The sequence below is a fragment of the Legionella birminghamensis genome, from assembly GCF_900452515.1.
In the GTDB taxonomy this organism is placed as follows: Bacteria; Pseudomonadota; Gammaproteobacteria; order Legionellales; family Legionellaceae; genus Legionella_C; species Legionella_C birminghamensis.
Genome location: NZ_UGNW01000001.1, coordinates 2,735,903 through 2,759,657, shown reverse-complemented (window position 1 = coordinate 2,759,657; position 23,755 = coordinate 2,735,903). Strand labels below are relative to the sequence as shown.

Genomic DNA, 23,755 nt, shown 5'->3' with positions numbered 1-23,755 from the left:
ATGTTCGGATTTAAAAAGAAACCGGAGCAGGAGCAACTCAAAGAGCTGGTTATCAGCGAGTTGAAAACCGTATTTGATCCGGAAATTCCAGTCAATATTTACGATTTGGGTTTAATATATGACATTGAAATTGATGATGAGCATCATGCCCACGTTAAAATGACCCTGACTACTCCCGGTTGCCCTGTGGCGCAGACTTTTCCTGGAACCGTAGAGCAAGCGGTGAATCGGGTGGAAGGAATTAGCGATTGCACAGTTGAACTGGTCTGGGATCCCCCCTGGACCCAGGAGCGAATGACCGAGGCCGCCAGATTAGAGCTGGGAATATTTTATTAATGGGTGAATATTAATCCTCCTCATTGTGAATAATACCCTCTCCTACGTACCGCGCTTTATGCCTGAGGGATGGTCACAAAATTTAATCATCTTACCAGTGCCTACGTACCGCGCTTTATGCGCGGTATCCATACAGGGCTTCTATGGATAAAAAGTATTACAAATACACCATCCTGTTTATGGTTACCGCGCATAAAGCGCGGTACGTAGGGGCTTGGCGGTAACGTAGGGGCTTGGCGGTAACGTAGGGGCTTGGCGGTACGTAGGGGCTTAGCGGTAACGTAGGGGCTTGGCGGTGCGTAGGGGCTTAGCGGTTTGTAGACAATAAGCCAGAAGCTGTTATTTGAGCGAAGAAAGCGTCCGCTTTCGTCCCGGAGGCTAAGATCGTCTGGTAATTCAAATGATTTCATTACAGATCACAAGATAAACTCAAGCATAAAGGTGAATAAATGTCTTTCCAAAATTCATGGCGACCCTCTACTTCCATTAATCTTCTTCGGCAACGTGCAGCCATTCTCAATCAAATCAGAGCGTTCTTCAATCAACGCGGCTATCTGGAGGTAGAGACGCCTGCCATGGCTAGTTGCGGCATTACTGATGTCTATTTAAGTAATATCAAAGCCATATTCCGCAATGAAACCTATTACCTGCAGACTTCTCCTGAGTACCACATGAAACGGCTCCTGGCAGCAGGCAGCGGGCCTATTTTCCAAATGGCCAAAGCCTATCGGGATGATGAATTCGGACGTTACCACAATCCTGAGTTCACCATGCTGGAATGGTATCAGCTTGATATTGACCACCATGCATTAATTCAGGAAGTTGATGAATTATTGCAAGTGATTTTAGGCTGTCCGCCGGCAATCCGTAAAACCTATCAGCAGCTATTTATGGAGGTGTGTGCCCTTGATCCGTTTACTGCAACCATTGCGGACTACAGGGCTTGTCTTGAGCGATTCAGCCTGGAGTACGTCTTGGCGGCCGATGAAAAGGATGCGGATCAATATTTGTTTTTATTAATGAGCCATATCGTTGAACCTAGCCTGGCAAGCTCGACAGCTCCAGTGGTTGTCTATGATTTTCCTGTCTCCCAGGCGGCCTTAGCCCAAGTCAATAATGACCGTGCACAACGTTTTGAATTTTATTATGGCGGTATGGAATTAGCGAACGGTTTTCATGAGCTCCTGGACGTGGAAAAGCAGAGGAATCGCTTTGAACAGGATATAGCGAAGCGGAAAGCCTTAGGCTTGGAACTTCCTCCCATTGACCCTTACTTTCTTGCTGCATTGGAGCATGGTTTGCCTGCTTGTAGCGGAGTTGCCCTGGGGGTGGATCGTATGGTGATGTTGGCGTTACAGCAGACTGATATAGCAGGTGTTTTAAGCTTTGATTTTTCCCGGGCATAGGCTACGACAAAATTTACAAGCGAATAACGAACCTCTAGAGAAGCATATTCGACCCGTTCGACTCTTAACCTACACTTTTTTAAAATCCGTAATGAGAGCAAAATGTACTAATGGATTAATTGTTGAGCGCATGGCATTAATTGTGTTATTATTGTTGAAAGATGGGAGTAAATAAAATATGTCCAATGAATTAACATTTATCGGTTTCCAAATTCGACAAGCCATTGAAGACAAACAGCTTCATACTCTTCAATCGTTGCTTGAAGATGATGCTTGTACTGCAGAGGTGTTACTTGAGCGTTGTGTAAAATTCAATAGCACTTCCCTGCACTTGGCAATTGAAACGGGTAGTTCGGAAATTGTAAGCGCTTTGGTAAACAGCAAACATTGCACTGAAGCATTGCTGAGCGCAGTCAATAGCCAAGGCTATCCTGCTTTGTGTGCTGCTATTTCAAAAAATAGCGAGGAGATGACTGAAGCAATTTTACTTAGTAAACATTGTCAAAAACAGACTATAGTTGCAAGCACACAAGATCGGTCCAGATGTAATGCGCTACACCTCGCTGTAATGAGTAAAAACAATAGAATTGTCAGGGCGTTACTCAATTCAAAGTATGCTTCTGAACTCTTGGATGCTCGTTGCAGACCCATACTATTAAGTTATAATCCCTTTGAACTGGCGGCTTTAGATGCTAATACGGAAATGCTGACAGATTTTATCTGTCATCCTGCTTTTATGAAATCTAAGCAAAACTTGAAAGAAATTCACATTTCACTGGATATTGAACTATTAGGCATAAAGGGTGCTGTCGCACTATTTGAAAAACGCAAACATTACTTATACCAAACTGAGAAGCTTATTACTGCGTTATCTTCTAAAATTGATTATTTTAATAAGAAAAACTATAAAGATAAGATGCTGGTTCGTAAGGTAAGAGATGAGTTGAAGGCTGCAAAAGAGGAATATGAAGGAGGAATATTAACTCCGGAATTGCAAGAGTCCTTTGAGGCGGCTTGCTTTAATGTTCTGCGAGAGGCTAGGAATGCTGAAGTTAAACAACACTTGCAAGTATTTCGAGGTGGCATCCGGGGCTTAATTGACAGTTTTCTCAAGTGTATAGGTTGTGATGCACAAATAAAATCAAATCGTGGCCGTTTTTTTGTCCCTCAAACGAAAACAGAAGTTCTTTGGAATAGGTTTGAGGAATTAATTCCCCAGGTAAATTCCCCAAGCCCTTTTAGTTCATAAAGGAGTGAGTTAAGAGGGCTTGGGTCTGACTGTTAATTGTCGCTATGTTCTCGATTAGCTGTTTGCTGTTCCTTGTTATCCTTTCTCTTTCCCTGATTCATATCGGTTTTTAAAGGAACAACTCGTGCGCCGGATTGTTGCTGCTGCTGATTACCGCTTTTTTTGCGCTGCATATTTCCGCCTGGAGTCTGTCGTTGCTGATTACCTGATGGGCGTCTTCTTCGAGAAGGAGAACCACCCTGGCGTTTTTCGCCGCCAGTCCTGGTGCTTGCTTGCCGCTGATTCTGACTACGGGGCTGCTTTTGCTCTGGTTTGGCAGCAGGTTGTTTTGCAGTTTCATCAGCACCACCAAAAAGACTGGTCCACAAACGTTTAATAAAGCTGGTTTGCGGCGCTTTTGAGCCAGTTGCTACAGCAAAGGTCTTCACTGCTGGTTCGTCTCTTACAGCATCCTGCTCGTCACGAATAATCGTTAACTCAGGTTGTTGAATCATTGTATAACTGGGTTTTTTATTCTTGCCTACATTATCTTCTTTCAGGCGGGTAATGCTGTATTGAGGGGTTTGCATGTAAGGGTTAGCAATGACAATAATCTTGACCCCATGACGTTTCTCAATATGCAGGATAAATTCGCGCTTCTCGTTAATGATAAAGGTCGCCATTTCAACTGGAACCTGAACATGTACTTCAGCGGTTTTATCCTTCAATGCTTCTTCTTCGATAAGACGAACAATAGACAGGCCATGCGACTGAATATTTCTGACAGTTCCACGTCCTTCGCAGCGCGGGCAGACTTCCTGAGCGGTTTCGCCGAGAGAGAGGCGTAAGCGCTGGCGAGACATTTCCAGTAAACCAAAGCGGGAAATGCGGCCAACCTGAATTCTTGCGCGGTCAGTTTTTAACGCTTCTTTTAATTCGTTCTCCACATCACGCTGATTTTTACTGGAATTCATGTCAATGAAATCGATGACTACCAATCCACCCAGGTCGCGCAAGCGTAATTGCCGTGCAATTTCATTGGCAGCTTCAAGATTGGTATTAAGCGCTGTGGTTTCAATATCAGCACCACTGGTTGCCTTGGCTGAGTTAACGTCAATGGAGACCAGGGCTTCAGTGCGGTCGATAACCAGTGCGCCGCCAGAGGGCAGGGCTACTTCGCGCTGATAAGCGGTTTCAATCTGGCTTTCAATTTGATAAAAATTAAACAGGGGAATGTTGTTATTGTACAATTTAACATTGGGCAAAAAGTCAGGTTTAACCTGTTCAATGTATTGTTTGGCTTTAACATAGGAAATCTGATCATCAATAATGATTTCAGAAATCGACTTCCTCAGATTATCGCGAATCGAACGAATGATTACATCGCCTTCCTGATGGATGAGGCAGGGGGCTAATTGATTAGTGTATGCATTACGAATAGCCTGCCATTGATTGCATAGCATATCGAGGTCAGCCTGTAATTCATCCTGGCCTTTGCCAACGCCTGCGGTGCGAATAATCAGGCCCATTCCTTCAGGTAATTCCAGGGCATTGAGCGTTTCTTTCAATTCATCACGATCATCGCCCTCAATTCGACGGGAAATACCCCCTGAGTTTGGATTATTGGGCATTAAAACCAGGTAGCAGCCTGCCAGTGTAATGAAGGTTGTAAGCGCTGCACCCTTGCCGCCGCGTTCTTCTTTGTCAACCTGGACCAGTAATTCCTGATTTTCACGAATCAATGAAGTAATGGGCGGGCGATCGTCGCCAAACTCATCAGGATTTTTACTCAGATACTCGGGAGCAATTTCTTTTAAAGGCAGGAATCCTTGTCGTTTCGCGCCGTATTCTACAAAGACAGCGTCAAGACTGGGTTCGCGGCGGGTTACAACAGCCTTGTAAATATTTCCTTTCTTTTTTACTTCAGTTGGACAATCAATGTCCAAATCAAACAGATAGTTATCTTTTATCAGCGCAACTCGAACTTCTTCAGATTGAGTCGCATTTATTAACATTTTCTCCATCACACACCCCGTTGAGGGCGCAACACTTAAGCCAGAAGACAGTGCAGGATATTTTATTGTTTGTTAAAACGTTATAGCCTTCAGCTACAGGCAAAGTACAGTAAATGAGTAAGCATACGTTTAACTCGCAGGACAGTACTGTACAGGGATTACCGCAATTGAATTGTAACCAGAAGCCACTTTATCAAATTATCAGATCCCGGATTAACCGCTTATTATCCAAACAAAAAATTCATTAAGCATTTCCCAATATTACTAAATTCAGACCATACGCAAGTTACCATCAAATCGACGGTGCATGTTCCATGTTCAGTGTATCTAAGGGACTATTTACGCAGAGCAGGTGTTTTACTTTAGAAATAGTGTAATTTACCTTTGACTCTATTCAATTAAGTCATTCACATCTACACACATGTCTGACATGCGCAGGTATCCGGTGAGTTCTCTTTTTATGACTCTTAATACCGGGCTTACTTCCTTCATATCATTAACCTAAGGGAAGCGCATTTTATTATCGTAAGTGTGCCGATTTTTATCGGCAATTAAACTTTTTAGTCATTATACGTTATAATTCGGTCGCCGGAATAAATTTTCCGACATTTAGTATTTTAGCAAAAAAAACTGCCACAGCAAATAGGTTAATCAAGAATGAATGATGTACGCTATCTGGAAGTAACTGCCAATGAAGAAGGGCAGCGTCTGGACAATTATCTAATGAGGGTATTGAAAGGGGTTCCCAAGAGCCATATTTACCGCATCATTCGTTCCGGTGAGGTACGCATCAATAAAAAAAGGGCCCAGGCAGCAAGCCGGCTAATGGAAGGAGATATACTGCGCATTCCCCCGGTACGAACCAGCCAGGAGAAGGAGCATTTTGTAGGCGACAGGCTTGAGCAGCTGCTGAAAAAAAGCATTATTTATGAAGATAATGAATTGCTGGTAATTAACAAACCGGCAGGTATAGCAGTGCATGGCGGAAGTGGTTTAAGCCTTGGGGTCATTGAGGCGCTTCGCAAAATCCGGACTGATTTGCATTATCTGGAACTGGTGCACCGCCTGGACAGGGACACTTCGGGTTGCCTGTTACTGGCTAAAAAAAGAAGTGCTTTAAGATTGATCCAGGCACAGCTGGAGAGCAGGGAAGTAAAAAAGATTTACTGGGCACTGCTGCATAATACCTGGACGGATAATCGAAAAATTCTGGTTGATCAACCACTGAAAAAAAATATTCTGCACTCTGGTGAGCGCGTGGTCATTGTTCATCCTGAAGGAAAACCTTCGCAGACTGAATTTAGGCTGCTGGAGAATTATGCGGATGCCTGCTGGGTGGAAGCATCTCCCAGAACAGGCCGTACGCATCAAATACGGGTGCACAGTGCGTATCTCAAGCACCCCATTGCCGGCGATGAAAAGTATGGCGGTGCGCGTTTATCTTATGATTTTATTCGTGATCGTTCTCGGCTATATTTGCATGCGCGGTCAATTCAATTTAATCTGAAGGACAAAAAACTTTGTTTTGAGGCGGAATTGGATGAGCAATTCAGCCAAACATTAAAATTCTTACGTACACGGGAGTGTGGTAGTCATGAGTAAGCGATATCGTCTGGTCGTCTTCGACTGGGAAGGGACAATCAGCGACACTCTTGGTCAGATTATAGACTATGTGGCCAGTGAGGCAAGGCGCTTGAATCTGGGTGAAATGGATCCGGAACTTGCAAGGGAGCATGTAAGCCTTGGGCTGGTTAATGCGACGAAAAAGGTATTTCCTCATTTAAGCCCGCCACAACTGGAACAATTACTGGAGGCAGTTCAGCTCAAACTTTATGCGCGTCATGCCGAAGTTTATCTGATTCCTGGTGTTCTTGAATTAATCCAGCGTCTTAGCAAGGAAGGCGTGTTTCTTGCCATCGCTACTAACAAAGGACAGCAAAGCCTGCATAAGGCGCTACAAAGCACCGGCCTGGAAAAGTATTTTACAGTGACCAAATCAGCAGGGGTTCTTCCTTCAAAGCCTCATCCGGAAATGCTTGTTGAGATTTTGCGTGATTTCGGCGTTACCCCGGAGGATACCCTGATGATTGGTGATTCACCCACGGATATGGAAATGGCAAAGAGTTTAGAGGTGGATGTAATCGGGGTGGACTTTTATCACCAGCATCCCGAACTACTAGAGCAATCAGGTGCGCTGGCTGTATTTGATGATTACAAGCTGGTTGCTGATTTTCTTCAACTGCCGCAAAAGGATTGATGTCGTGAGCAATCTAACCAGTTTACCCAATATGTTGACGCTGTTTCGAATAATGCTGATTCCAGTCTTCATCATTGTCTTTTATCTGCCTTTCGCCTGGTCGCGCGGATTATCTGCAATCATTTTTGCCCTTGCCGGATTCACCGACTGGCTTGATGGTTACGTGGCCAGAAAAATGAAACTAATGTCCCCATTCGGCGCTTTTCTCGATCCTGTTGCTGACAAATTGCTGGTAGCCTGTACTCTCCTACTCCTGGTTGGCGCAAGAGATGTCAATTACATCACCTTACCGGCTATTGTGATTGTGGGGAGGGAAATCGTTATTTCCGCCTTGCGTGAATGGATGGCTGAAGTGGGAAGCAGAGCCAGTGTTACCGTCAGCTACATAGGTAAAGTAAAAACAACCTTGCAAATGGCGGCACTGGTACTACTGATAGCCTTCGACCCAACCCAGTCCTGGTGGGGATTAATTGGCTTTGTTTTGCTTTACGTGGCTGCTATTTTAACCATCTGGTCAATGGTTATTTATTTGTCTATTGCATGGCCAGAATTAACTAAAAAAAGTTAAACCAATGTGTTGACACGACCCTAATTTTCGGTAAAATGCATCACATAAAGACGCGGGAATAGCTCAGTTGGTAGAGCACAACCTTGCCAAGGTTGGGGTCGCGAGTTCGAGTCTCGTTTCCCGCTCCAAATTCAAAGCGACGTATGAGTCGCTTTTTTTTCAACAGAAATATATAGGGCTGTGTGGCAGAGTGGTCATGCAGCGGCCTGCAAAGCCGTGTACGCCGGTTCGATTCCGGCCTCAGCCTCCACAAAATTGCCCAGGTGGCGAAACAGGTAGACGCAAGGGACTTAAAATCCCTCGGGAGTTAAATCCCGTGCCGGTTCGACTCCGGCCCTGGGCACCATATACCTTCCTGGTATTAATTGATCTCCTCAAAATTAAAAAAAATTAAGAATTTGATAAAGGATTTCTCATGGGATTTTGGCAAAAATTACAATCGGTCAGCGACCAGTACGCAGAAACTACACATTGCACAGTGCCCTTTATAGATATTGCAAAACAAATATTAAATCAGTGTATGACAAACTGTGCGTATATGTATGAAATGCTTGTACAGATAAAACCGTTTAAAAGCTATAGCCGGCAGTATTTGAGAAGGGGGCTGGAATTATTAGCAAACGACAGTTTGGATGAGCGGGAACAGTTTAAGATTGTGATTAGCAGCTTATTAGCTGCGAAGTATTACAATGATCATCATCATGCAGGCGATAAGTATTATCAAAGCAATCCGCTGCATCTTACAGTGGAAATGAAATATAATTTAGGAACTCTTCTTAAACCGCATGAAAAACCAAGCTTTACCGAACAGGATGCTGACTTCGATAATAAAATCGATGTTATATCCTCTGCTGTATTGAATGGAGAGATAAACCTGGATAAATCTCTTTTTATTAATTCCTCTTTAATTTCTGCAGAATTATTTAATCAGAAATTACAAGCGTTATGTGATAGGTATGAGATTGGATTATCTATGGAAGAACAAACTGAAAGCTACAGAGCTCCTGGCGCGTCCAGGTAGATTAAGTGGACCCTGCGGTCGCAGCCGCGGGGATTCGACTGCATTTGTGTAGATAGCTAGGGGTCTGCGCCGCGGGAATACACGATTGCACCGTGGGTGGTGTAACGAATCTCCGCGGCTTTGACCGCGGGGCCCAGCTGCCTTGTGGATTATTTATATTCCCAAAATGCGATATGCGCACCAGTAGGATCAGCAATAATCGCAAACAAGCCGATGTTGCCCACAGGGGTAACAGGCATCTTGACAGTTGCTCCCAGGTCAGTTGCTTGCTTCAGGGTTTCCGCAACATTATCGACTGCAATATAGCTCATCCAGTGAGGGGGGATTTCATTCCGCTCCTTGGGGATCCCCCATATGCCGCCAATGGCTTCTTCGCCTTTTGCCTGAGTGTTGATAAAGGTATAAATCATATCGCCTGTGTCATGCTCGGTAAATTGCCATCCTAGCAATTTGCTATAGAATTCTTTGGCGGCTTTAACATCAGGAGTAGCCAGTTCATTCCAGCAAAATTCTCCAGCGCGTATTTTGTCCATTATTAAATCTCCTTATTTTTGAAATGAAATTAAATGTTTGCCTATGGAAACCTGCATTTTGTCGGCAAGAATGAATGCAATTAAGTATAGGGTATTTTCTGGAAGATGAGTTTATTCTTCATCTCGAGCGGAGCGGCTCATTAAACTGAGAACCGCTTGTTGTGGACTGAGTTCGCCGGTTAAAAGGCGGTTAACCACTGCGCAGATTGGCATTTCCACATTATTACGCTCAGCCAGGAGGCAGATTTGTGCAGCGTTATGCTTGCCTTCAACAACCTGGCCGATGAGTTTTTCTGCTTCAATAGCAGAAATTCCATGGCCTAAATGTAGACCAAAGCGCCGGTTTCGAGACTGGTCATCGGTGCAGGTCAACACCAGGTCACCGACTCCAGCCAGACCCATAAAGCTTTCATCACGTGCGCCCAATACCTTGCCAAGACGGCGCATTTCCGTTAAACCTCTTGTAATTAACGCCGCTTTGGCGTTAGCGCCAAAATGCAGCCCATCGCTGATTCCGCAGGCAATGGCCAGAACATTTTTAACGGCACCGCATAACTGCACACCAATTAAATCATTGCTTAGGTAGACGCGTACATTCTGATGGTGCAGGAGCTCGCGAATGGATTCCTGGTAGACCGTATTATTCCCCGCTAATGTAAGGGCAGTGGGCAATCCCTGAGCGACTTCCCTGGCAAAGGAAGGGCCTGAAATGGCAGCAACTGAAAAATGTTCACCCCAATGATGGGCAATAATATCGCTCAGAAACTGATTGTTGGCAGGGTCAAGTCCCTTGGTTAGCCAGGATATACCTGTTGCAGGTTTATCAATAGTCTGAATTATTTCGCTAAAAGAATGAGAGGGAACAGCAATAATTACTTCGCCAGCTGATGAGCTGCATGCCTGCAAATCGTCAGTAAGCGCCAGAGTGTCCGGAAGTTTAACATCCGGTAAATAACGTTGATTGCAGCGGCTGGTTTTCATGGAAGCAACATGCTGCGGGTCACGTCCCCACAGCATTACTTTTCGGCCTGCCTTTGCCATGTGGATAGCTACAGCAGTACCCCAGGAGCCAGCCCCTAGTATAGCAATCGGTTTATTATTCATTGATTATCAATGAGTTGTTTCTGTTTCATCTGATTTGGCTTTGCTCTGCTCTTCCAGTTGCTGCATATACAGCGCATCGAAGTTAATAGGTGCCAGTACCAGTTGGGGGAAGCTACCGCGAATAACTTGTGAAGTAATTGCTTCTCTTGCATAAGGAAAGAGAATGCTTGGGCAGAAACTTCCTAATAAATGGCCTAATTGTTCTTTAGGGGCGCCCTGGATGGTAAAAATACCCGCTTGTTTGACTTCAGCCAGAAACGCGGTAGTGTTCTTGTTTTTAACTGTTGCAGTAACGGTCAGAACGACTTCGTAGACATTCTTTTCTAACTCTGTATTTTCTGTGTTCAGATCAAGAGTTAATTCAGGTTCCCATTGCTGTTGGAAAACCGCAGGCGTGTTGGGTGTTTCAAAAGAACTGTCTTTCATATAAACACGTTGAATCATAAATTGGGCTTCATTGGATGGATTTGTAGTTGCTTCGTTCATTATTTTTCCTAGTTATTGTAAAAGTTGATCTAATTTACCAGCGTCTTCGAGCGTGTATAAATCATCACAGCCGCCGATATGCTGTCCGTCAATAAAAATCTGTGGCACTGTTCTGCGTCCACTGCGGGCAATCATCTCATCACGCTTTGCCGGCTCTTCATCAACACGGATTTCCTGATAATTGACCTTTTTGCTGTCAAGCAGCTGCTTAGCTCTAACACAATAAGGGCAATAGCCTGTGCTGTATATAACGATGTTCGCCATACTTATTTTCCTTTTACCAGAGGTAAGTCTGCATTTTGCCATGCTCCCATTCCTCCTGCCAGAATCATTGGCTCGGAGAATCCCTTAGCACGCAATTTAGCAGCCAATGCAGTCGATTGTAAACCTTTGGCGCAAACCAGGATAATCGGTTTGTTTTTGTATTTATCCATAGTCTGCTGCTCAAAATCTTCAGCATTAGCACGAATTGCATTGATAATATGACCCTTGCGATAGGTTTCTGTATCCCTTAAATCAATCACCAGGGCATCTTCCCTATTTATTAAATGAACTGCCTGTTGCGGCGAGACTTCTTTGGCGCGTTTTTTCTGCGTTTGTATTTCATTAATAAAAATGAGGAGCAAAATGACAATCAAGCCTAACCATAACGCCCAGTGATTAATAATAAATTGCCCTAGTTGTCCCATAAAATACTCATGATAATAAAATTACTAGGGCTGAATTATCCTTAGATTATCCTGTCAACGCAAGTGATTAAAAGCCCCCGCGCGCCATTTCCTGTAATCGTGCAATTCGTTCAGCTGTAGGCGGATGTGTTGAAAACAGGGCGCTGAGACTCTCGCTGGTTAATGGATTGACAATAAATAAATTCGCTGTCGTCGGATGGTTTTCGGCGGCTGGAAATTGACCCTGATGGTTTGCCATTTCCAGTTTACCTAAAGCACTGGCCAACCATAAGGGATGGCCGGATAGTTTTGCTCCGCCGACATCCGCCTCATACTCTCGAGAACGAGAGACTGCCATCTGAATAAGGCCTGCTGCCAGGGGCGCTAAAATTAACATTAGAATTGCGCCAATTGGATTATGCCGTTCGCCCTCAGAGTTGCTTCCCATTGGTATGAACATAAATATATTGGCAATGCCGCTGATGGCACCTGCCAAGGTAGCGGCAATGACACTGATTAAGGTATCACGATGGGTAACATGTGAAATTTCATGGGCGAGCACACCGGTAAGCTCTTCCTGGCTCAGCCTTGATAAAATACCTGTTGTCACGGCAACACTGGCGTGCTCAGGGCTTCTTCCAGTAGCAAAGGCATTGGGAACCGGGGTGTCGACTATGTACACTTTAGGAACAGGAATTTGTGCGCGATTGGCAAGCTGTGAAACAATTGAGTAAACAGGATGATTCTCATTGAGAGGCTGTGCTTTATACATTCGGAGTACAATCTGATCAGAAAACCAGTAGGCGCCAAAATTCATCACAATTGCAAAGATCAAGGCGATCATCATACCGCTATAACCGCCCAGTAAACGGCCGATAACCATAAGCAGGGCGGTTAGGGCAGCAAGTAAAATCAGGGTTTTCAAATTGTTCATAGTAACCATCCCTTGTTTCTGATGTAGGCTGTTGTCTTGCGAATAGAGTGAAGTAATCCAGCTTTCGGTGCCTCATTCTAGTTCCGATCTGGATTACTTCGCTATGCTCGCAATGACGGGGGGCCAGTGGGATATTATGCCATTTCCCTGTCATTGCGAGCCTTGGCGAAGCAATCTAGATCGGGGCTGGAATAGAGCACCGGGGCTGGCTTCGCTATGCTCGCAATGACGAGAGGAGCAATCCAGGACCTATTATAATTAAATAGTCACTATTCCCCGTTTTTCAAGCCTGGCTATCATAAAAGCGCATAACTTCAGCCAATGGCTGTCCCACCGCAGCAGAAGGAGATTTAATCGCCAGGACCGCTGCCAGAGTACTGGCTATGTCAGTGGTATAGACGGGACGATTAACCTTTTGCCCGGTAAATTGGCCATTGACAAACAGAATGGGAACGTAACTATCGTATTGCCAGGGGGTGCCATGATCCACTTTCTGGCCTTCCTGATCCTCGCTTAACTGATAAGGAGGCGGTACCAGGTAAATATCGCCGGCACGATTTAAATTGGCCATGCGAACTACTTTTTCGCTGAGCCAGTCATGCTGGGTATTGGCTAAGGATAAGGCATAAGCCTGAAATACACCGGGGAAATTGTTTAATGCTTCAGCCAGGCTGGCACTAACCTGATCAATATCCAGATTGCGGGCAGCGATTGCCTCATGATTCAGATAGACATAGGGAAGCATGATGGCCTGCAGGCTATTGGGCGGTAGCTGGAAACGCTTCAGCAGCACCTGTTCAATGGCATGGCGCAAATCCGTTTCATTTAAGGCCTTGGCTTGCGGCATATTGTGCTCTGCCAGATAGCTTGGTGAGTCGCTTACGCCATGATCAGCAGAAAGGACAATCAGGGTATTGGCAAGCCCTACCTGAGCGTCAATGGCTTTTAGCAGTTTTGCCATGGTTTGATCAAGACGCAGCAGATTGTCTTCTGATTCGAGACTATTAGGGCCAAACTCATGCCCTACCGCATCAACGGCAGAGAAGCTAATCCCCAAATAATCCACGTTATTGGCTGTTTGTCCCAGTTTCTCTTCTTTAAGCAGGTGAATGGCGAAATCAGCGGTTAACTCATCCGCTTTCGGGGTCATGGATAAGTATTCGAAGTACTCTTCAGTACCAGGCTCCCCAGTATGGTGCGGGAAGCTATTGCCAAAGTCTACCGATCGGTTGGGGAATCCTGCCGCTTTAGCGTAAGCATATTGATTCATGGGCCTGCTGAGCGACCAGGTTTCATTTTGCGCATGATAATCCGCATTCCAGTTAGTCACCCACTGTGGATATTGGCTAAGATAATAACTACTGCTTACAAACCCCCCATTTTTTCGATCAAACCAATAAGCCTGACCAGAATGGCCTGCGAGGGTAATCGCTGCGCGGTCTTTTAAAGAAACGGCAAAGGCGTGCCCTTTTTGAGCGAGTACCAGTTCATCGCTGAGTGTGGAAGCAAGCAGCTGACGCGGTGAACGTCCGGGCAGCTCTTTTTTGGTATGGGCAGTAGGAATAATTTTGCTGTCAGAATCTTCCATACAATAAACCGCCTGGCCAGTCTTTCGGTCTATCCAGTCATTGGCAACAACGCCATGAAGTGCAGGATAACTGCCGGTAGCGATAGTCGCATGGCCGACACAGGTTACTGTGTGGGCGTGGGGGTGATGGGCATTTTGATAACTTATCCCATGGCTGTATAAGTAGTTAAAACCATCCGCAGCAAATTTGGTTTTATAGCGTTCCAGCAAATCACCGCGCAACTGATCAACCACAATCTGCACAACCAGCTTGGGCGGCGCGGTTTCGGCAGAGGCAATGCCTGCCAGCAGCATTAATGGTATACCAAGGTATTTCTTCATTTGATTTCCTTTCTGTTGAAGCAAAGCGCCATCCTAAAACAGACCGGGAGAGAAATAAAGCATTCACGGATGATTCCCTAAAACTTATCATGAAAACAATAGGTTGTAATTTAGTTAAGTCGTTTAAAGAAAAGTCATGACGAATGGAAATAATTAGTTTACACTGGGTGTCGTGAGGAAGATCTTCACTTATTGGAATATGGAGTTTAAGGAGAATAATATGGCTTTTGAAGTTCCAGCTTGGGAAAAAATTAAAGAAGCGTATAAAGAGCAAAGAAGGGTTGTAATTACTAAGAACCAAAAAAACAGGATTGAGGACTTAAGTGATGATCGATTCGGTCAGCTCAAATTTCTTGATATTCTGGAAGCGACTTTAGACTCACCCCTCAGTGGTTTGTCTGATAAGCAAAAGGCAAACATTTTTGTAGGCTCACTTCTTGTAGTTGAGCAGATGATTGAAGCTCGATATTGGGCAACTTCTCCCGATAATAGCGCCTTGCATCGGGGTATACCATTAATCATTAATCGTAACGATTCGAATAAAATGGATCCCTTAACTGGATGGACCATATTCACCGATACACTAGACTATATGGATAAACAAATTCATGTTGATAATGATCCGGGTAAACCTAAATTAAGAAATCATCTATTTTCAAATATCAGGAAAGACGAAAAAGCCTCCCTCGCGTTTGATCATGATAAATACATGACGGTGCTTGTTTCCTCACAGAAGACAGCTCGTCTTGAAAAAGATGACAAGGAAAGTCAGGATATTAAAGAAGCTGAGGCAGCTGAAAAGAAAGCCAAGCTTGAAGAAGAAAAGAGAATTAAACAGGAAGCTGAAAAAGCAAAAGGGCACAGCGGTGGAGTACTTAGTACCCTGAAACATATGGTATGGTCTTCGACCCCTGCTCCGACTTCAACAACCGATGAAAAATTTACGCCTGCTGAACCTCAGGGTCCTTCCTGATTTCTATCTGCATACCGCGGAATGTCCGCGGTATGATTCACATCACTTATCTATTGCATAGCCCGCCATCGCCCAGCCGGCGATCCCCGCATTGACTGAATACACTTCCTGATACCCCATTTGTATTAAGGTATCGGCTGCAGCCAGGGAACGCACACCGCCCTGACAATACAGATAAACGGGTTCTGCCAAGTCGCTGGTCTCTTCCTTAATACGCGCAGCCAACTCGCCTTTAGGAATATGGCGCGCTTGTGGAATGCGATAGTTTTGCCATTCATAGTCCTCGCGTACATCAATCAGGCAAATGTCGCTATTCCTATCCATCCGCTGCTTTAGTTCGTGAACATCAATGGTTAAAATTTTATGTTCGTTCATGATTCGTCTCTCTCAATGTAGGTCGGGTTAGGGTCGAGTGGTGGATAAACCAATAAATTGCAGCCGTTATGACGCCCCCCAGCAAGGTAGCAAAAGCCCAGGTCGCTGCTGAGACCAGTGCCGGGCGTTGCCCAATTTGGTACAAGCTCCCAGCGTCACGGGCAACGGCGCCCGCAAAAAGGAGGTGGAGCAGGGCATTGATTAGAATTAAGAGGTATTGGAAGGTGTCAATTTGCGCCGCGTATTGTTCTATTAGTTGAGTTAACATTTTAATCGCATCTGAACTTGGATAAACCATAATAGCAGAAAAGCGGGGATTCTGTCTTTCTGCATATGTTTTCCCGCTCCGAATCCCCGCTGCACCAACCCTTCGAATCCCCGCGGCGTCGCCCCTTCGAATCCCGCGGAGTCGCCCCTTCGAATCCCACGGAGTCGACTATCCGAATCCCACGGAGTCGACCATCCGAATCCCCGCGGCATGCGACCGCGGGGCCCAAAAGATCTAATTCATAGCTCCAATTTACTAAGCAGTTCATTCAATCTTTACTCCGGTAGGATTGTAGTCCCTGAGTTCTTTTTGAGCCAACCATGGGCCCCCGATCGACGCTCATAGTTCTCTACACATCGCTGAAAACACAGTCTGCTCTTAGCTTCGACTTCCCTCGGCTTGCCCGAGAGCTCCAGATGACTTATGGAAACACTGGACCCTGCGGACAAGCCGCAGGGCGTAGTGGTGATGCGTAGATACCTATGGGCTAGGATCGCGAGGTCGAAGATTGAGCTGGGGTGTGGGCCCCGCGGTCGCAGCCGCGGGGATTCGGAGGTCGCAGCCGCGGGGATTCGGAGGTCGTAGCCGCGGGGATTCGGAGGTCGTAGCCGCGGGGATTCGGAGGTCGTAGCCGCGGGGATTCGGAGGTCGTAGCCGCGGGGATTCGGAGGTCGTAGCCGCGGGGATTCGGAGGTCGCAGCCGCGGGGATTCGGATGGTCTACGCCTCGGGGATTCGAAGGGTCGACAGCAGACTTCATAAATGCATTTTGATTGAATGGCGTTCTTAATGTATAATAATGCGTCATTCTGTTGGTTGTTTGTTTTTGGTGATTAATGCAAGAGAAAAAAGAAAAAAATCCGGGACATTGGAAGCGTGTATTTATAGACAGGGTCGCTTTGGCCAAGTATACGAAGGATCCTGAGCGAGTGAAGAAACTGGCCCGGGCGTTAGTGGAGAGCCCTGGCTCAACCGATTGGGAGCCATTATCCCGTGAGTTGGCGAGTGCTCGCCTCAATGATGCCGACCGGGCCCTGATTATTGATTTTGAAGTGGATGGCGAAAGGACTGCAGTCATAGCAGACATAGCCGAAAACCATGATTATAACAAGTCACCGCTATATTCAGACAAAGACGGGGTCGCTAAATATCGGGCGAAGTATGGCCCCTCGATAATCCAGCGCATCCGCGAGCAGATGGCCGAGGAACAAGCCGCTGCTGCCCGTCAGGCGGCTGGCGATGCAGTTGCACCGCCTCATCCGGTCATAACCCTGGATTGCTACAACCAGAATTTCATTCGTTTGAATACTCAGCAGGAATCAGTATTGGAAACAAGGCTCCCTGCATTGATCAGTGGGGCGCCAGGATCCGGAAAATCCTGTGTAGCAATATCATTGATTACAGAGCTGGTAAGCCGCCTGTCTGATAACCCTGAGACGTGTATACTCTATGTGACGAAATCACCAGAATTAATCAAGGCGATGCAGGCAATCTGGGACGCGCTGTTACTGCCTGAGGAACTGAAGCAGCGGGTTGAGTTTAAAACCTATGAAACGGTAGCCCGTGAGCAGAAAGGCGAGGCGTTTGTTGGAAAAACGATTGCCAAGGAGGCTGATTTTGAGGAGTGGCTAAAAGGGTATATGCCAGCCCGTTTACCCGAGGCACGCCAGCTTTATGAGGAATTCCGACTGTCATCGGGTTATCCCGACAAGACTCAATATCTGGGGCTTGGTGATAAGAAAAGCCTGTACCATAATAAAGCGGACAAACAATGGATCCTCAAGGCGTACAAGGCTTATCTGGCCTATCTGGAGGATAAGCGTAAAGTCGCGCCCGATTTTCTCGATCTGGGGCAGCAGGGAAAATATGACCTGGTCCTTAGTGACGAGGCCCAGGATTTGTCGGGGCAGGAACTCTTAAACCTGCTGAATCTTGCTAAAAACGGGCAGATTTGCCTTTGCATGGATTCTCATCAAAGTCTTTTTGACAGCAAGTCAAAACGTCCATTTATTTTTGAACTAATGCAGCGTTCAGGTTTAGAACTCAAGTATATTGAACTTCCGCATTCTTATCGTTGTCCTGCGCACGTGGTGCATTTTGCGAACACGGTGATTGGTATCAAAAACCAGGCAGTGGGTGGCAGCTCAGACAAATTGGAACGACCGGAAATAAAAATGTCCCCGGAACAGGCGAATACGCCGGGCATGGTCCATTGGCTTAAGCAGGATGAAGAAGAGCTGGCCAAGTTGAGGGACATGGCCGGGCAAAGTAATTTTGCCATTATCACCTTGCCGCAGTATGTGGATGAAGCCCGTAAAAAGTATCCTAAAGCGGTGATGATCTACACCCCGGAGCAAATCAAAGGGCTGGAGTACGAGAATGTGATCCTGTACCGGATGCTGGATGATCCGCTTTGCCATGAAGCCAGTCGCGAACTCAATCTGGAGCTGAATGGCAAAATTCCGGTTAACCAGCCAAAACGGGGTTGCAGCAGAGACCGCTTTGGCCCTCCCTTCAACAAAATTTTTACCAGCTGTACACGCGCCACGCGCCGTTTGTTTGTGGATCAGGGGAAAGACCATCCCTTAACAAATCTTTGCAATGCGCTGGAGCAGGGGATAAAAACGCCAGACACGGCCTTCTTAAGGGAAGTAATTCTTAAGCAGACCGAAGAAGAATACCTGGCGGGATGGCAGGCAGAAACCTGCAGGCTATATCAAAACGGTAAGAAAGAGATGGCAGAGGAAGCCTTCAACCACTGGAATAGGGAGAAGATGCTGTATGTCAATTATGAAAGCTTTCTGCTGGCCCATGAGCTGATTAAGATTGAAGAACCCGCTAAGCCAACGGAAACGGCTCCCGTCCAAGAGCCTGAAAAACGGTTAGCGGCTACCTCTGAAGTCTCTGAAAAGAAAGACAGTCCGATTGTTTCAAATACAGCCAGCGAAAACCGGCCTTCAGATAGGGGAAAACGGGGGCGACAGCGAAGGAAGCCAAATGCAGAAACCCCAACCACCGCCAGTCTGTCAAAAAATACTTTTTCGGGCGGGGTTGTCGGGCGGTCGCCTAAATTTTTTTCCAGTAGTCCTAAAAAAGTTCAGGAGGAATTGCCTGACAGCACCCGGTTTGAGGAAAGCGTTCAGTCAAATTTGAATGATTGGTTTGAAGGTTTTTCCGATAGCTGGTTTGATTTGATATCGGATAAACCACAACCAGAATACCTTTTCGAATTGCTATTTGTAATTAAACATGCCGGTTATGACTGTTTTCTGAGCCGGTTAAAGTCAGATAATGAAAGATGGATGGCGCTTAAACGCTCATTTACAAAGTATCCCGAGATGACCGCGTTCTATTTTTCATTAAGTCAGCTAAGCAAGGAAAAATCGGGCAGTGGGAAAACCTATTTTGAAATTCTATGCCGGAAGCAGTATGGGCTTGATTTTTTGAAGGAGGTTTGGGAATCGATGTCCATCCCTGGCATGTTGGATAAAGATCCGCTCCCTTCATTGCCTGCTATTTTGTTCGGCGCGTCCTCGGACACTGAATGGGGTAAGCTGAGCGAGGAAAACAATTTGTTAATGTACCTGCTTAACCACCCGACAGGGCGCCATATATTCAAGACTCTTTTTACCAGCCAATTGTTTTCAAGTTTAAGTTCGAAAGACAAGGATGGTGAGACACTGTTGCATTGGGCAGTCAGGAATCAACGCATCAATGTGATTGTATTGATCATGGCCGCCAGGGACAGCGCCTTGCGTGAGGGGCTTTTGAGAGGCGAGGACGATGTATTGGGCGTAAAAAACAAGGCAGGACTTACGCCGCTCGAATTGGCACAGGCTGACAATCTGGGTAATGTAATCAAATCGCTTGATCCTGCCCTTTATCAACGATCCGCGGTCAAGAAAGCCGAAACTTCCTCCCAGGTTGAGACATTTGAAAACAAGGAGTCTTTAGACAAAAAGATTGTAGAGCTTGAAAAAACAAGGGGAGCGATGCTTCTTCCTGAAGTGAAAAAATTGTGTAATGAAATTGAAGCATTGTACAAGTCGCAAAAGTCCATCGAGGAAAAAATAGAGGCAGAAAAAGCCACCACTCAAAAGGGATTGAGTAATAAAAAGGCATTAACCCGTCAATTAAATAAAACCAAACGATCTATTGCGGATAAGCACAAGATGTTTGACAGGCAAACCCGTGAAGCTAGATTAAACGCACTCGCTGATTTAGCGTCTACTCCAATGGATGCTAAGGAAACGTATGAGAAGTTTGATCTGCTGATAATAGGTAGCGGTATAGGTCTGATGTACTGCATTCTGATATCCATGCCGACACCCAATGGGCTGACTATGCTCAGGTGCATGTATAAAAACAAGCTTAAGGCAAGCGATAGGGAAAGTACCTGGTCTTGCCTGGAAAACTATTTACAAGACAATAAGGCTCTGGTTCATCACTATTTCTCTTTGGATGAGTTATTCAAGCCCTTTGAGGATAGCGATAAAACCCGTTTTGAAATGCTCGCTCGTACTGAAGAAGGCCTTGAGTTCCTGGTTTTGGTTTTTAAGAGTCTGAACCTGTCCGATACAATGAAATTCGAAGCACAGGCTTCCATTGGATTGAGTTTGTTTGTTAAAGGATCAATCAAGGGTTGGGGGGCAGTGCGGGAGTCTAATTCCCTATTCTTTTATTTGCTCAATCGTCCGCAAGGGCTTTACTTGCTTTCCAGGCTGCCGGCCACTATCGTTTACAATTTGATGCGTCGGCAGGATTCTGAATTGAATAGCGTTTTGCACTGGGCTGTATCCAGCAAGCGGGCGGAGCTGATTGCTATGGTACTTGCTTTAGAACCAAGGCTTAAGGATAGCGGTGCAATACGAGCGCTTTCCGGCTTAAAAAACACCGCGGGGCAGACTGCACTGGATATCGCAAAAGCCACTGAATTTGAAGACGGGATTGCTTTATTAACCGCCCTGGAATCAAATCAAACTGTCCAGCCAGGACTGGCCACTTACTCATCGCTGTATCACCCTGCGGAGAGGGCCTCCACTGAAACGGAAAGCAGTGCCTGCTCAACATTAAGCGCTTCAATCGGTGATCCAATCGACTCCCCTTGTCGAATGCCTTAAAGCCCACAGCAGGTAAGGGCATTATTGTAGGTTGGGCCTTCTGGCCCAACAAAACGCTTTGGGCTCATGTTGAGCCTGCATCCAATTACAGAATTACTTGCTATTCTGGACAATTTACAATAATTTAATTAATTTTTGCATGGCAAAAACCTTGATGGACTACGCTTATCAAGACTACAGTAGTGGCAACTTGCTCTCATCTTAAATCATAATAATAATTAGAAAACTTGGCTGTTTCATTGGGGTTGAGTTTAATTGCTGAGGAGTATTCTCATGCATCACTATGATGTACCTGTACCCAATTTATTTACGGCGCACTGCGGCCCTTTATACCACGTGGAAGAAGTTATTTTAAGCCAGATTGCTGATATCGAGGATTGGTTCCGGCAGCAATGGCGAAAAACGCCTCCTCCCCTGACATCTTCGGTTGATCTCCGGCATGCCGGCTTTAAAATTTCGCCTGTGGATACTAATTTGTTCCCAGCCGGGTTTAACAATCTAAATCCCGATTTCCTGCCGCTTTGCGTGCAGGCTGCCCAGGCGGTTTTAATCGATTACCTGCCAAACTGCAAGCGTATATTAATTCTTCCAGAGAGCCATACCCGAAACCGTTTTTATATGGAAAGTCTGGCTGTTTTAAGGGACATTTTAATTCAGGCTGGATTTAATGTCAGAATCGGAAGCCTTGATCCGGAGGTAATTAGACCCGTTGAAATTGATCTGGAAGGCAATAACAAACTGCTAATAGAACCCCTGATACGCCATGAAGACCGCGTGGGGCTGCATGATTTTGATCCCTGCTTCATTGTACTCAACAATGATTTGTCAACTGGGGTGCCGCCTATTCTCGACGGGATTAAACAGCGTATTCGACCGACTGCCAAGCTGGGCTGGTTTTCTCGTCTGAAATCCAGTCATTTCGGCTTTTTTAACGAGATTGCCACTGAGTTTTCCGAAGTTATCAATCTGGATCCCTGGTTTGTCAATCCTTATTTTACTGCGGTTGATGGCATTGATTTTATGGCCCAGGAGGGCTTGGAAAATCTCGCGGAGGCCGCCGATGTCCTTCTGCGGCAAATTGAGGACAAATACCGAACCTACAATATTGATGAAAAACCATTCCTTGCCGTGAAAGCGGATAATGGCACTTATGGAATGAGTGTGATGATGATTCATGACGCGAATGAACTTCGCCAGTTGAATCGGAAGCAGCGAACCCGCATGGCTGCCAGCAAGGGAAGCCAGAAGGTGGAGCGCGTTATTTTGCAGGAAGGCGTTTTCTCTTTTGAAACCATGCCTGATGGGGCTGTGGCTGAACCGGTGGTTTATATGATAGGCCAATTTGTAGTGGGTGGATTTTATCGTGTTCATCAGGGAAGGGGCAGTGATGAAAATTTAAATGCGCCGGGCATGCACTTTGAACCGCTGGCCTTTTCACAACCCTGTAATATGCCAAGAGGAGATTTGCCGCCCGTTGAATATCCCAACCGCTTTTATGCGTATGGCGTAATTGCGCGCCTGGCTGCTTTGGCTGCTGCAAGAGAAATCGCGGCTATTGGAGGCGAATAATGAAACTTGCTGTTCTCATGGATCCTCTGGATTCGATAAAACCTTATAAAGATTCGACTGTGGCCATGTTGCAAAGTGCGCAGCAATTGGGATGGGAATGTTCTTATTTTACAACTGCCGATATGGCCTGTCGGCAGGGACAGGCTTTTGCGCAGGTGACTCCCCTTACGCTTGGCGATGAAAAATCCAACCGCTGGGTTGAAGTGGGCGAGACAGAAGAGAAATCCCTGAATGAATTTAACATTATTCTGATGCGAAAGGATCCTCCTTTCGATATGGAATACATCTATGCAACCTATGCGCTGGAACTTGCCGAAAAAGCCGGCGTCCTGGTTGCCAATAAACCGCAAAGCTTGAGGGATGCTAATGAAAAGTTCTTTACTTTACAGTTTCCTCAATGCTGTCCTCTGACTCTGGCCACTAAAAATATTGATCGCCTCTACCAGTTTTGGAAGCAACACCAGCAGGTTGTTTACAAACCGCTGGAGGGTATGGGGGGAAACGCTATTTTCCACGTGGATGAAAATGCAAACAATTTATCGGTCATCCTTGAGGTTTTGACTCAAAATGAAACCGTAACGATTATGGCTCAGCGTTATATTCCTGAAATAAAAAATCTCGGTGATAAACGTATCCTCTTAATCGATGGCTTCCCTGTTCCCTATGCACTGGCCAGAATCCCTGCAAAAGGCGATATCCGCGGTAATCTCGCGGCGGGGGCTCGGGGCGAAGTGGTGGCGATAACGGACCGTGATCGCTGGATTTGTGAGCAAATTGCTCCCACATTGCGGGAAAAAGGTTTGTTTTTTGTAGGGATTGATGTGATTGGTGATTATCTGACAGAAATTAACGTCACCAGCCCCACTTGTATCAGAGAAATTATGCAGGTGACCGGCCTTGATATCGCGGGTGACTATATGCGTTCTCTGGCGGAAAAATTAAGTACTTAATATGTTACCCCGGATAAATCGTTCAGCCTGTAGCGG

The 23,755-nt window shown here is 45.8% G+C and carries 21 protein-coding genes and 3 tRNA genes; 14 read left to right on the top strand and 10 right to left on the bottom strand.

Annotated elements, in window-relative coordinates; all coding sequences use genetic code 11:
• From DYH42_RS11700 to DYH42_RS11690, 3 genes are all read left to right on the top strand, one after another.
• Positions 1-336 carry an SUF system Fe-S cluster assembly protein gene (locus DYH42_RS11700; protein WP_058507730.1) on the top strand — a complete coding sequence of 112 codons (336 nt, stop codon included), beginning with the start codon at positions 1-3 and terminating at the stop codon, positions 334-336.
• A 449-nt stretch (positions 337-785) separates the two neighbouring features.
• Positions 786-1,742: an elongation factor P--(R)-beta-lysine ligase gene (epmA, locus tag DYH42_RS11695; RefSeq protein ID WP_058522997.1), complete on the top strand. Its 957-nt coding sequence runs from the start codon at positions 786-788 to the stop codon at positions 1,740-1,742.
• A 178-nt stretch (positions 1,743-1,920) separates the two neighbouring features.
• Positions 1,921-2,991 carry an ankyrin repeat domain-containing protein gene (locus DYH42_RS11690; protein WP_058522998.1) on the top strand — a complete coding sequence of 357 codons (1,071 nt, stop codon included), beginning with the start codon at positions 1,921-1,923 and terminating at the stop codon, positions 2,989-2,991.
• A 32-nt stretch (positions 2,992-3,023) separates the two neighbouring features.
• Here the strand turns inward: DYH42_RS11690 and DYH42_RS11685 are convergent, their stop codons facing one another.
• Positions 3,024-4,994: an Rne/Rng family ribonuclease gene (locus DYH42_RS11685; protein WP_083503079.1), complete on the bottom strand. Its 1,971-nt coding sequence runs from the start codon at positions 4,992-4,994 to the stop codon at positions 3,024-3,026.
• A 648-nt stretch (positions 4,995-5,642) separates the two neighbouring features.
• On the opposite strand from DYH42_RS11685, the gene DYH42_RS11680 reads away from it, so the two are divergent.
• The 7 genes from DYH42_RS11680 to DYH42_RS11650 all read left to right on the top strand — a co-directional run bounded on the left by DYH42_RS11680 (position 5,643) and on the right by DYH42_RS11650 (position 8,831).
• Entirely contained in the window at positions 5,643-6,587 is a 945-nt protein-coding gene (locus tag DYH42_RS11680) for an RluA family pseudouridine synthase (RefSeq protein ID WP_058523000.1), read from the top strand.
• Positions 6,580-7,242 (top strand): HAD family hydrolase, encoded by a 663-nt coding sequence (locus DYH42_RS11675; protein WP_058523001.1) that lies wholly within the window; start codon positions 6,580-6,582, stop codon positions 7,240-7,242. Before DYH42_RS11680 ends, DYH42_RS11675 begins: the two co-directional genes overlap by 8 nt.
• Before the next feature lie 4 nt (positions 7,243-7,246).
• Entirely contained in the window at positions 7,247-7,810 is a 564-nt protein-coding gene (gene pgsA, locus DYH42_RS11670; protein WP_058523002.1) for a CDP-diacylglycerol--glycerol-3-phosphate 3-phosphatidyltransferase, read from the top strand.
• Positions 7,811-7,862: 52 nt separating this feature from the next.
• Positions 7,863-7,938, top strand: a tRNA-Gly gene (locus tag DYH42_RS11665).
• A gap of 48 nt (positions 7,939-7,986) precedes the next feature.
• Positions 7,987-8,060, top strand: a tRNA-Cys gene (locus DYH42_RS11660).
• 7 nt (positions 8,061-8,067) lie between these two features.
• Positions 8,068-8,156, top strand: a tRNA-Leu gene (locus DYH42_RS11655).
• 69 nt (positions 8,157-8,225) lie between these two features.
• Positions 8,226-8,831 (top strand): hypothetical protein, encoded by a 606-nt coding sequence (locus DYH42_RS11650; protein ID WP_058523003.1) that lies wholly within the window; start codon positions 8,226-8,228, stop codon positions 8,829-8,831.
• A 149-nt stretch (positions 8,832-8,980) separates the two neighbouring features.
• Here the strand turns inward: DYH42_RS11650 and DYH42_RS11645 are convergent, their stop codons facing one another.
• The 7 genes from DYH42_RS11645 to DYH42_RS11615 all read right to left on the bottom strand — a co-directional run bounded on the left by DYH42_RS11645 (position 8,981) and on the right by DYH42_RS11615 (position 14,465).
• Positions 8,981-9,364 carry a VOC family protein gene (locus DYH42_RS11645; RefSeq protein WP_058523004.1) on the bottom strand — a complete coding sequence of 128 codons (384 nt, stop codon included), beginning with the start codon at positions 9,362-9,364 and terminating at the stop codon, positions 8,981-8,983.
• A 111-nt stretch (positions 9,365-9,475) separates the two neighbouring features.
• Positions 9,476-10,468: an NAD(P)H-dependent glycerol-3-phosphate dehydrogenase gene (locus tag DYH42_RS11640; RefSeq protein WP_058523005.1), complete on the bottom strand. Its 993-nt coding sequence runs from the start codon at positions 10,466-10,468 to the stop codon at positions 9,476-9,478.
• Between the two features lie 6 nt (positions 10,469-10,474).
• Entirely contained in the window at positions 10,475-10,954 is a 480-nt protein-coding gene (gene secB, locus DYH42_RS11635; protein ID WP_058523006.1) for a protein-export chaperone SecB, read from the bottom strand.
• A 12-nt stretch (positions 10,955-10,966) separates the two neighbouring features.
• Positions 10,967-11,218, bottom strand: coding sequence for a glutaredoxin 3 (grxC, locus tag DYH42_RS11630; RefSeq protein ID WP_058523007.1), 252 nt, complete (start codon positions 11,216-11,218; stop codon positions 10,967-10,969).
• 2 nt (positions 11,219-11,220) lie between these two features.
• Positions 11,221-11,643, bottom strand: coding sequence for a rhodanese-like domain-containing protein (locus tag DYH42_RS11625; RefSeq protein ID WP_058523008.1), 423 nt, complete (start codon positions 11,641-11,643; stop codon positions 11,221-11,223).
• Positions 11,644-11,710: 67 nt separating this feature from the next.
• On the bottom strand, positions 11,711-12,556 hold the full coding sequence (gene htpX, locus DYH42_RS11620; RefSeq protein WP_058523009.1) for a zinc metalloprotease HtpX: 846 nt from the start codon (positions 12,554-12,556) through the stop codon (positions 11,711-11,713).
• Between the two features lie 283 nt (positions 12,557-12,839).
• Positions 12,840-14,465: an alkaline phosphatase family protein gene (locus DYH42_RS11615; protein WP_058523010.1), complete on the bottom strand. Its 1,626-nt coding sequence runs from the start codon at positions 14,463-14,465 to the stop codon at positions 12,840-12,842.
• Positions 14,466-14,685: 220 nt separating this feature from the next.
• On the opposite strand from DYH42_RS11615, the gene DYH42_RS11610 reads away from it, so the two are divergent.
• The gene (locus DYH42_RS11610; RefSeq protein ID WP_058523011.1) at positions 14,686-15,438 is read left to right on the top strand and encodes a hypothetical protein; all 753 of its coding nucleotides are present in this window, start codon (positions 14,686-14,688) and stop codon (positions 15,436-15,438) included.
• Between the two features lie 42 nt (positions 15,439-15,480).
• On the opposite strand, the gene DYH42_RS11605 is transcribed toward DYH42_RS11610, so the two are convergent.
• Both DYH42_RS11605 and DYH42_RS11600 read right to left on the bottom strand, forming a co-directional pair.
• On the bottom strand, positions 15,481-15,813 hold the full coding sequence (locus DYH42_RS11605) for a rhodanese-like domain-containing protein (protein ID WP_058523012.1): 333 nt from the start codon (positions 15,811-15,813) through the stop codon (positions 15,481-15,483).
• The gene (locus tag DYH42_RS11600) at positions 15,800-16,081 is read right to left on the bottom strand and encodes a hypothetical protein (protein ID WP_058523013.1); all 282 of its coding nucleotides are present in this window, start codon (positions 16,079-16,081) and stop codon (positions 15,800-15,802) included. The genes DYH42_RS11605 and DYH42_RS11600 overlap by 14 nt, the downstream gene beginning before the upstream one ends.
• Positions 16,082-16,916: 835 nt before the next feature.
• Here DYH42_RS11600 and DYH42_RS11595 point away from each other — a divergent pair.
• The 3 genes from DYH42_RS11595 to gshB all read left to right on the top strand — a co-directional run bounded on the left by DYH42_RS11595 (position 16,917) and on the right by gshB (position 23,719).
• Entirely contained in the window at positions 16,917-21,200 is a 4,284-nt protein-coding gene (locus tag DYH42_RS11595; RefSeq protein ID WP_058523533.1) for a DNA/RNA helicase domain-containing protein, read from the top strand.
• A 273-nt stretch (positions 21,201-21,473) separates the two neighbouring features.
• On the top strand, positions 21,474-22,769 hold the full coding sequence (gene gshA / locus DYH42_RS11590; RefSeq protein WP_058523534.1) for a glutamate--cysteine ligase: 1,296 nt from the start codon (positions 21,474-21,476) through the stop codon (positions 22,767-22,769).
• Positions 22,769-23,719, top strand: coding sequence for a glutathione synthase (gshB, locus tag DYH42_RS11585; protein ID WP_058523535.1), 951 nt, complete (start codon positions 22,769-22,771; stop codon positions 23,717-23,719). Before gshA ends, gshB begins: the two co-directional genes overlap by 1 nt.
• The last annotated feature ends 36 nt before the right edge of the window (positions 23,720-23,755 follow it).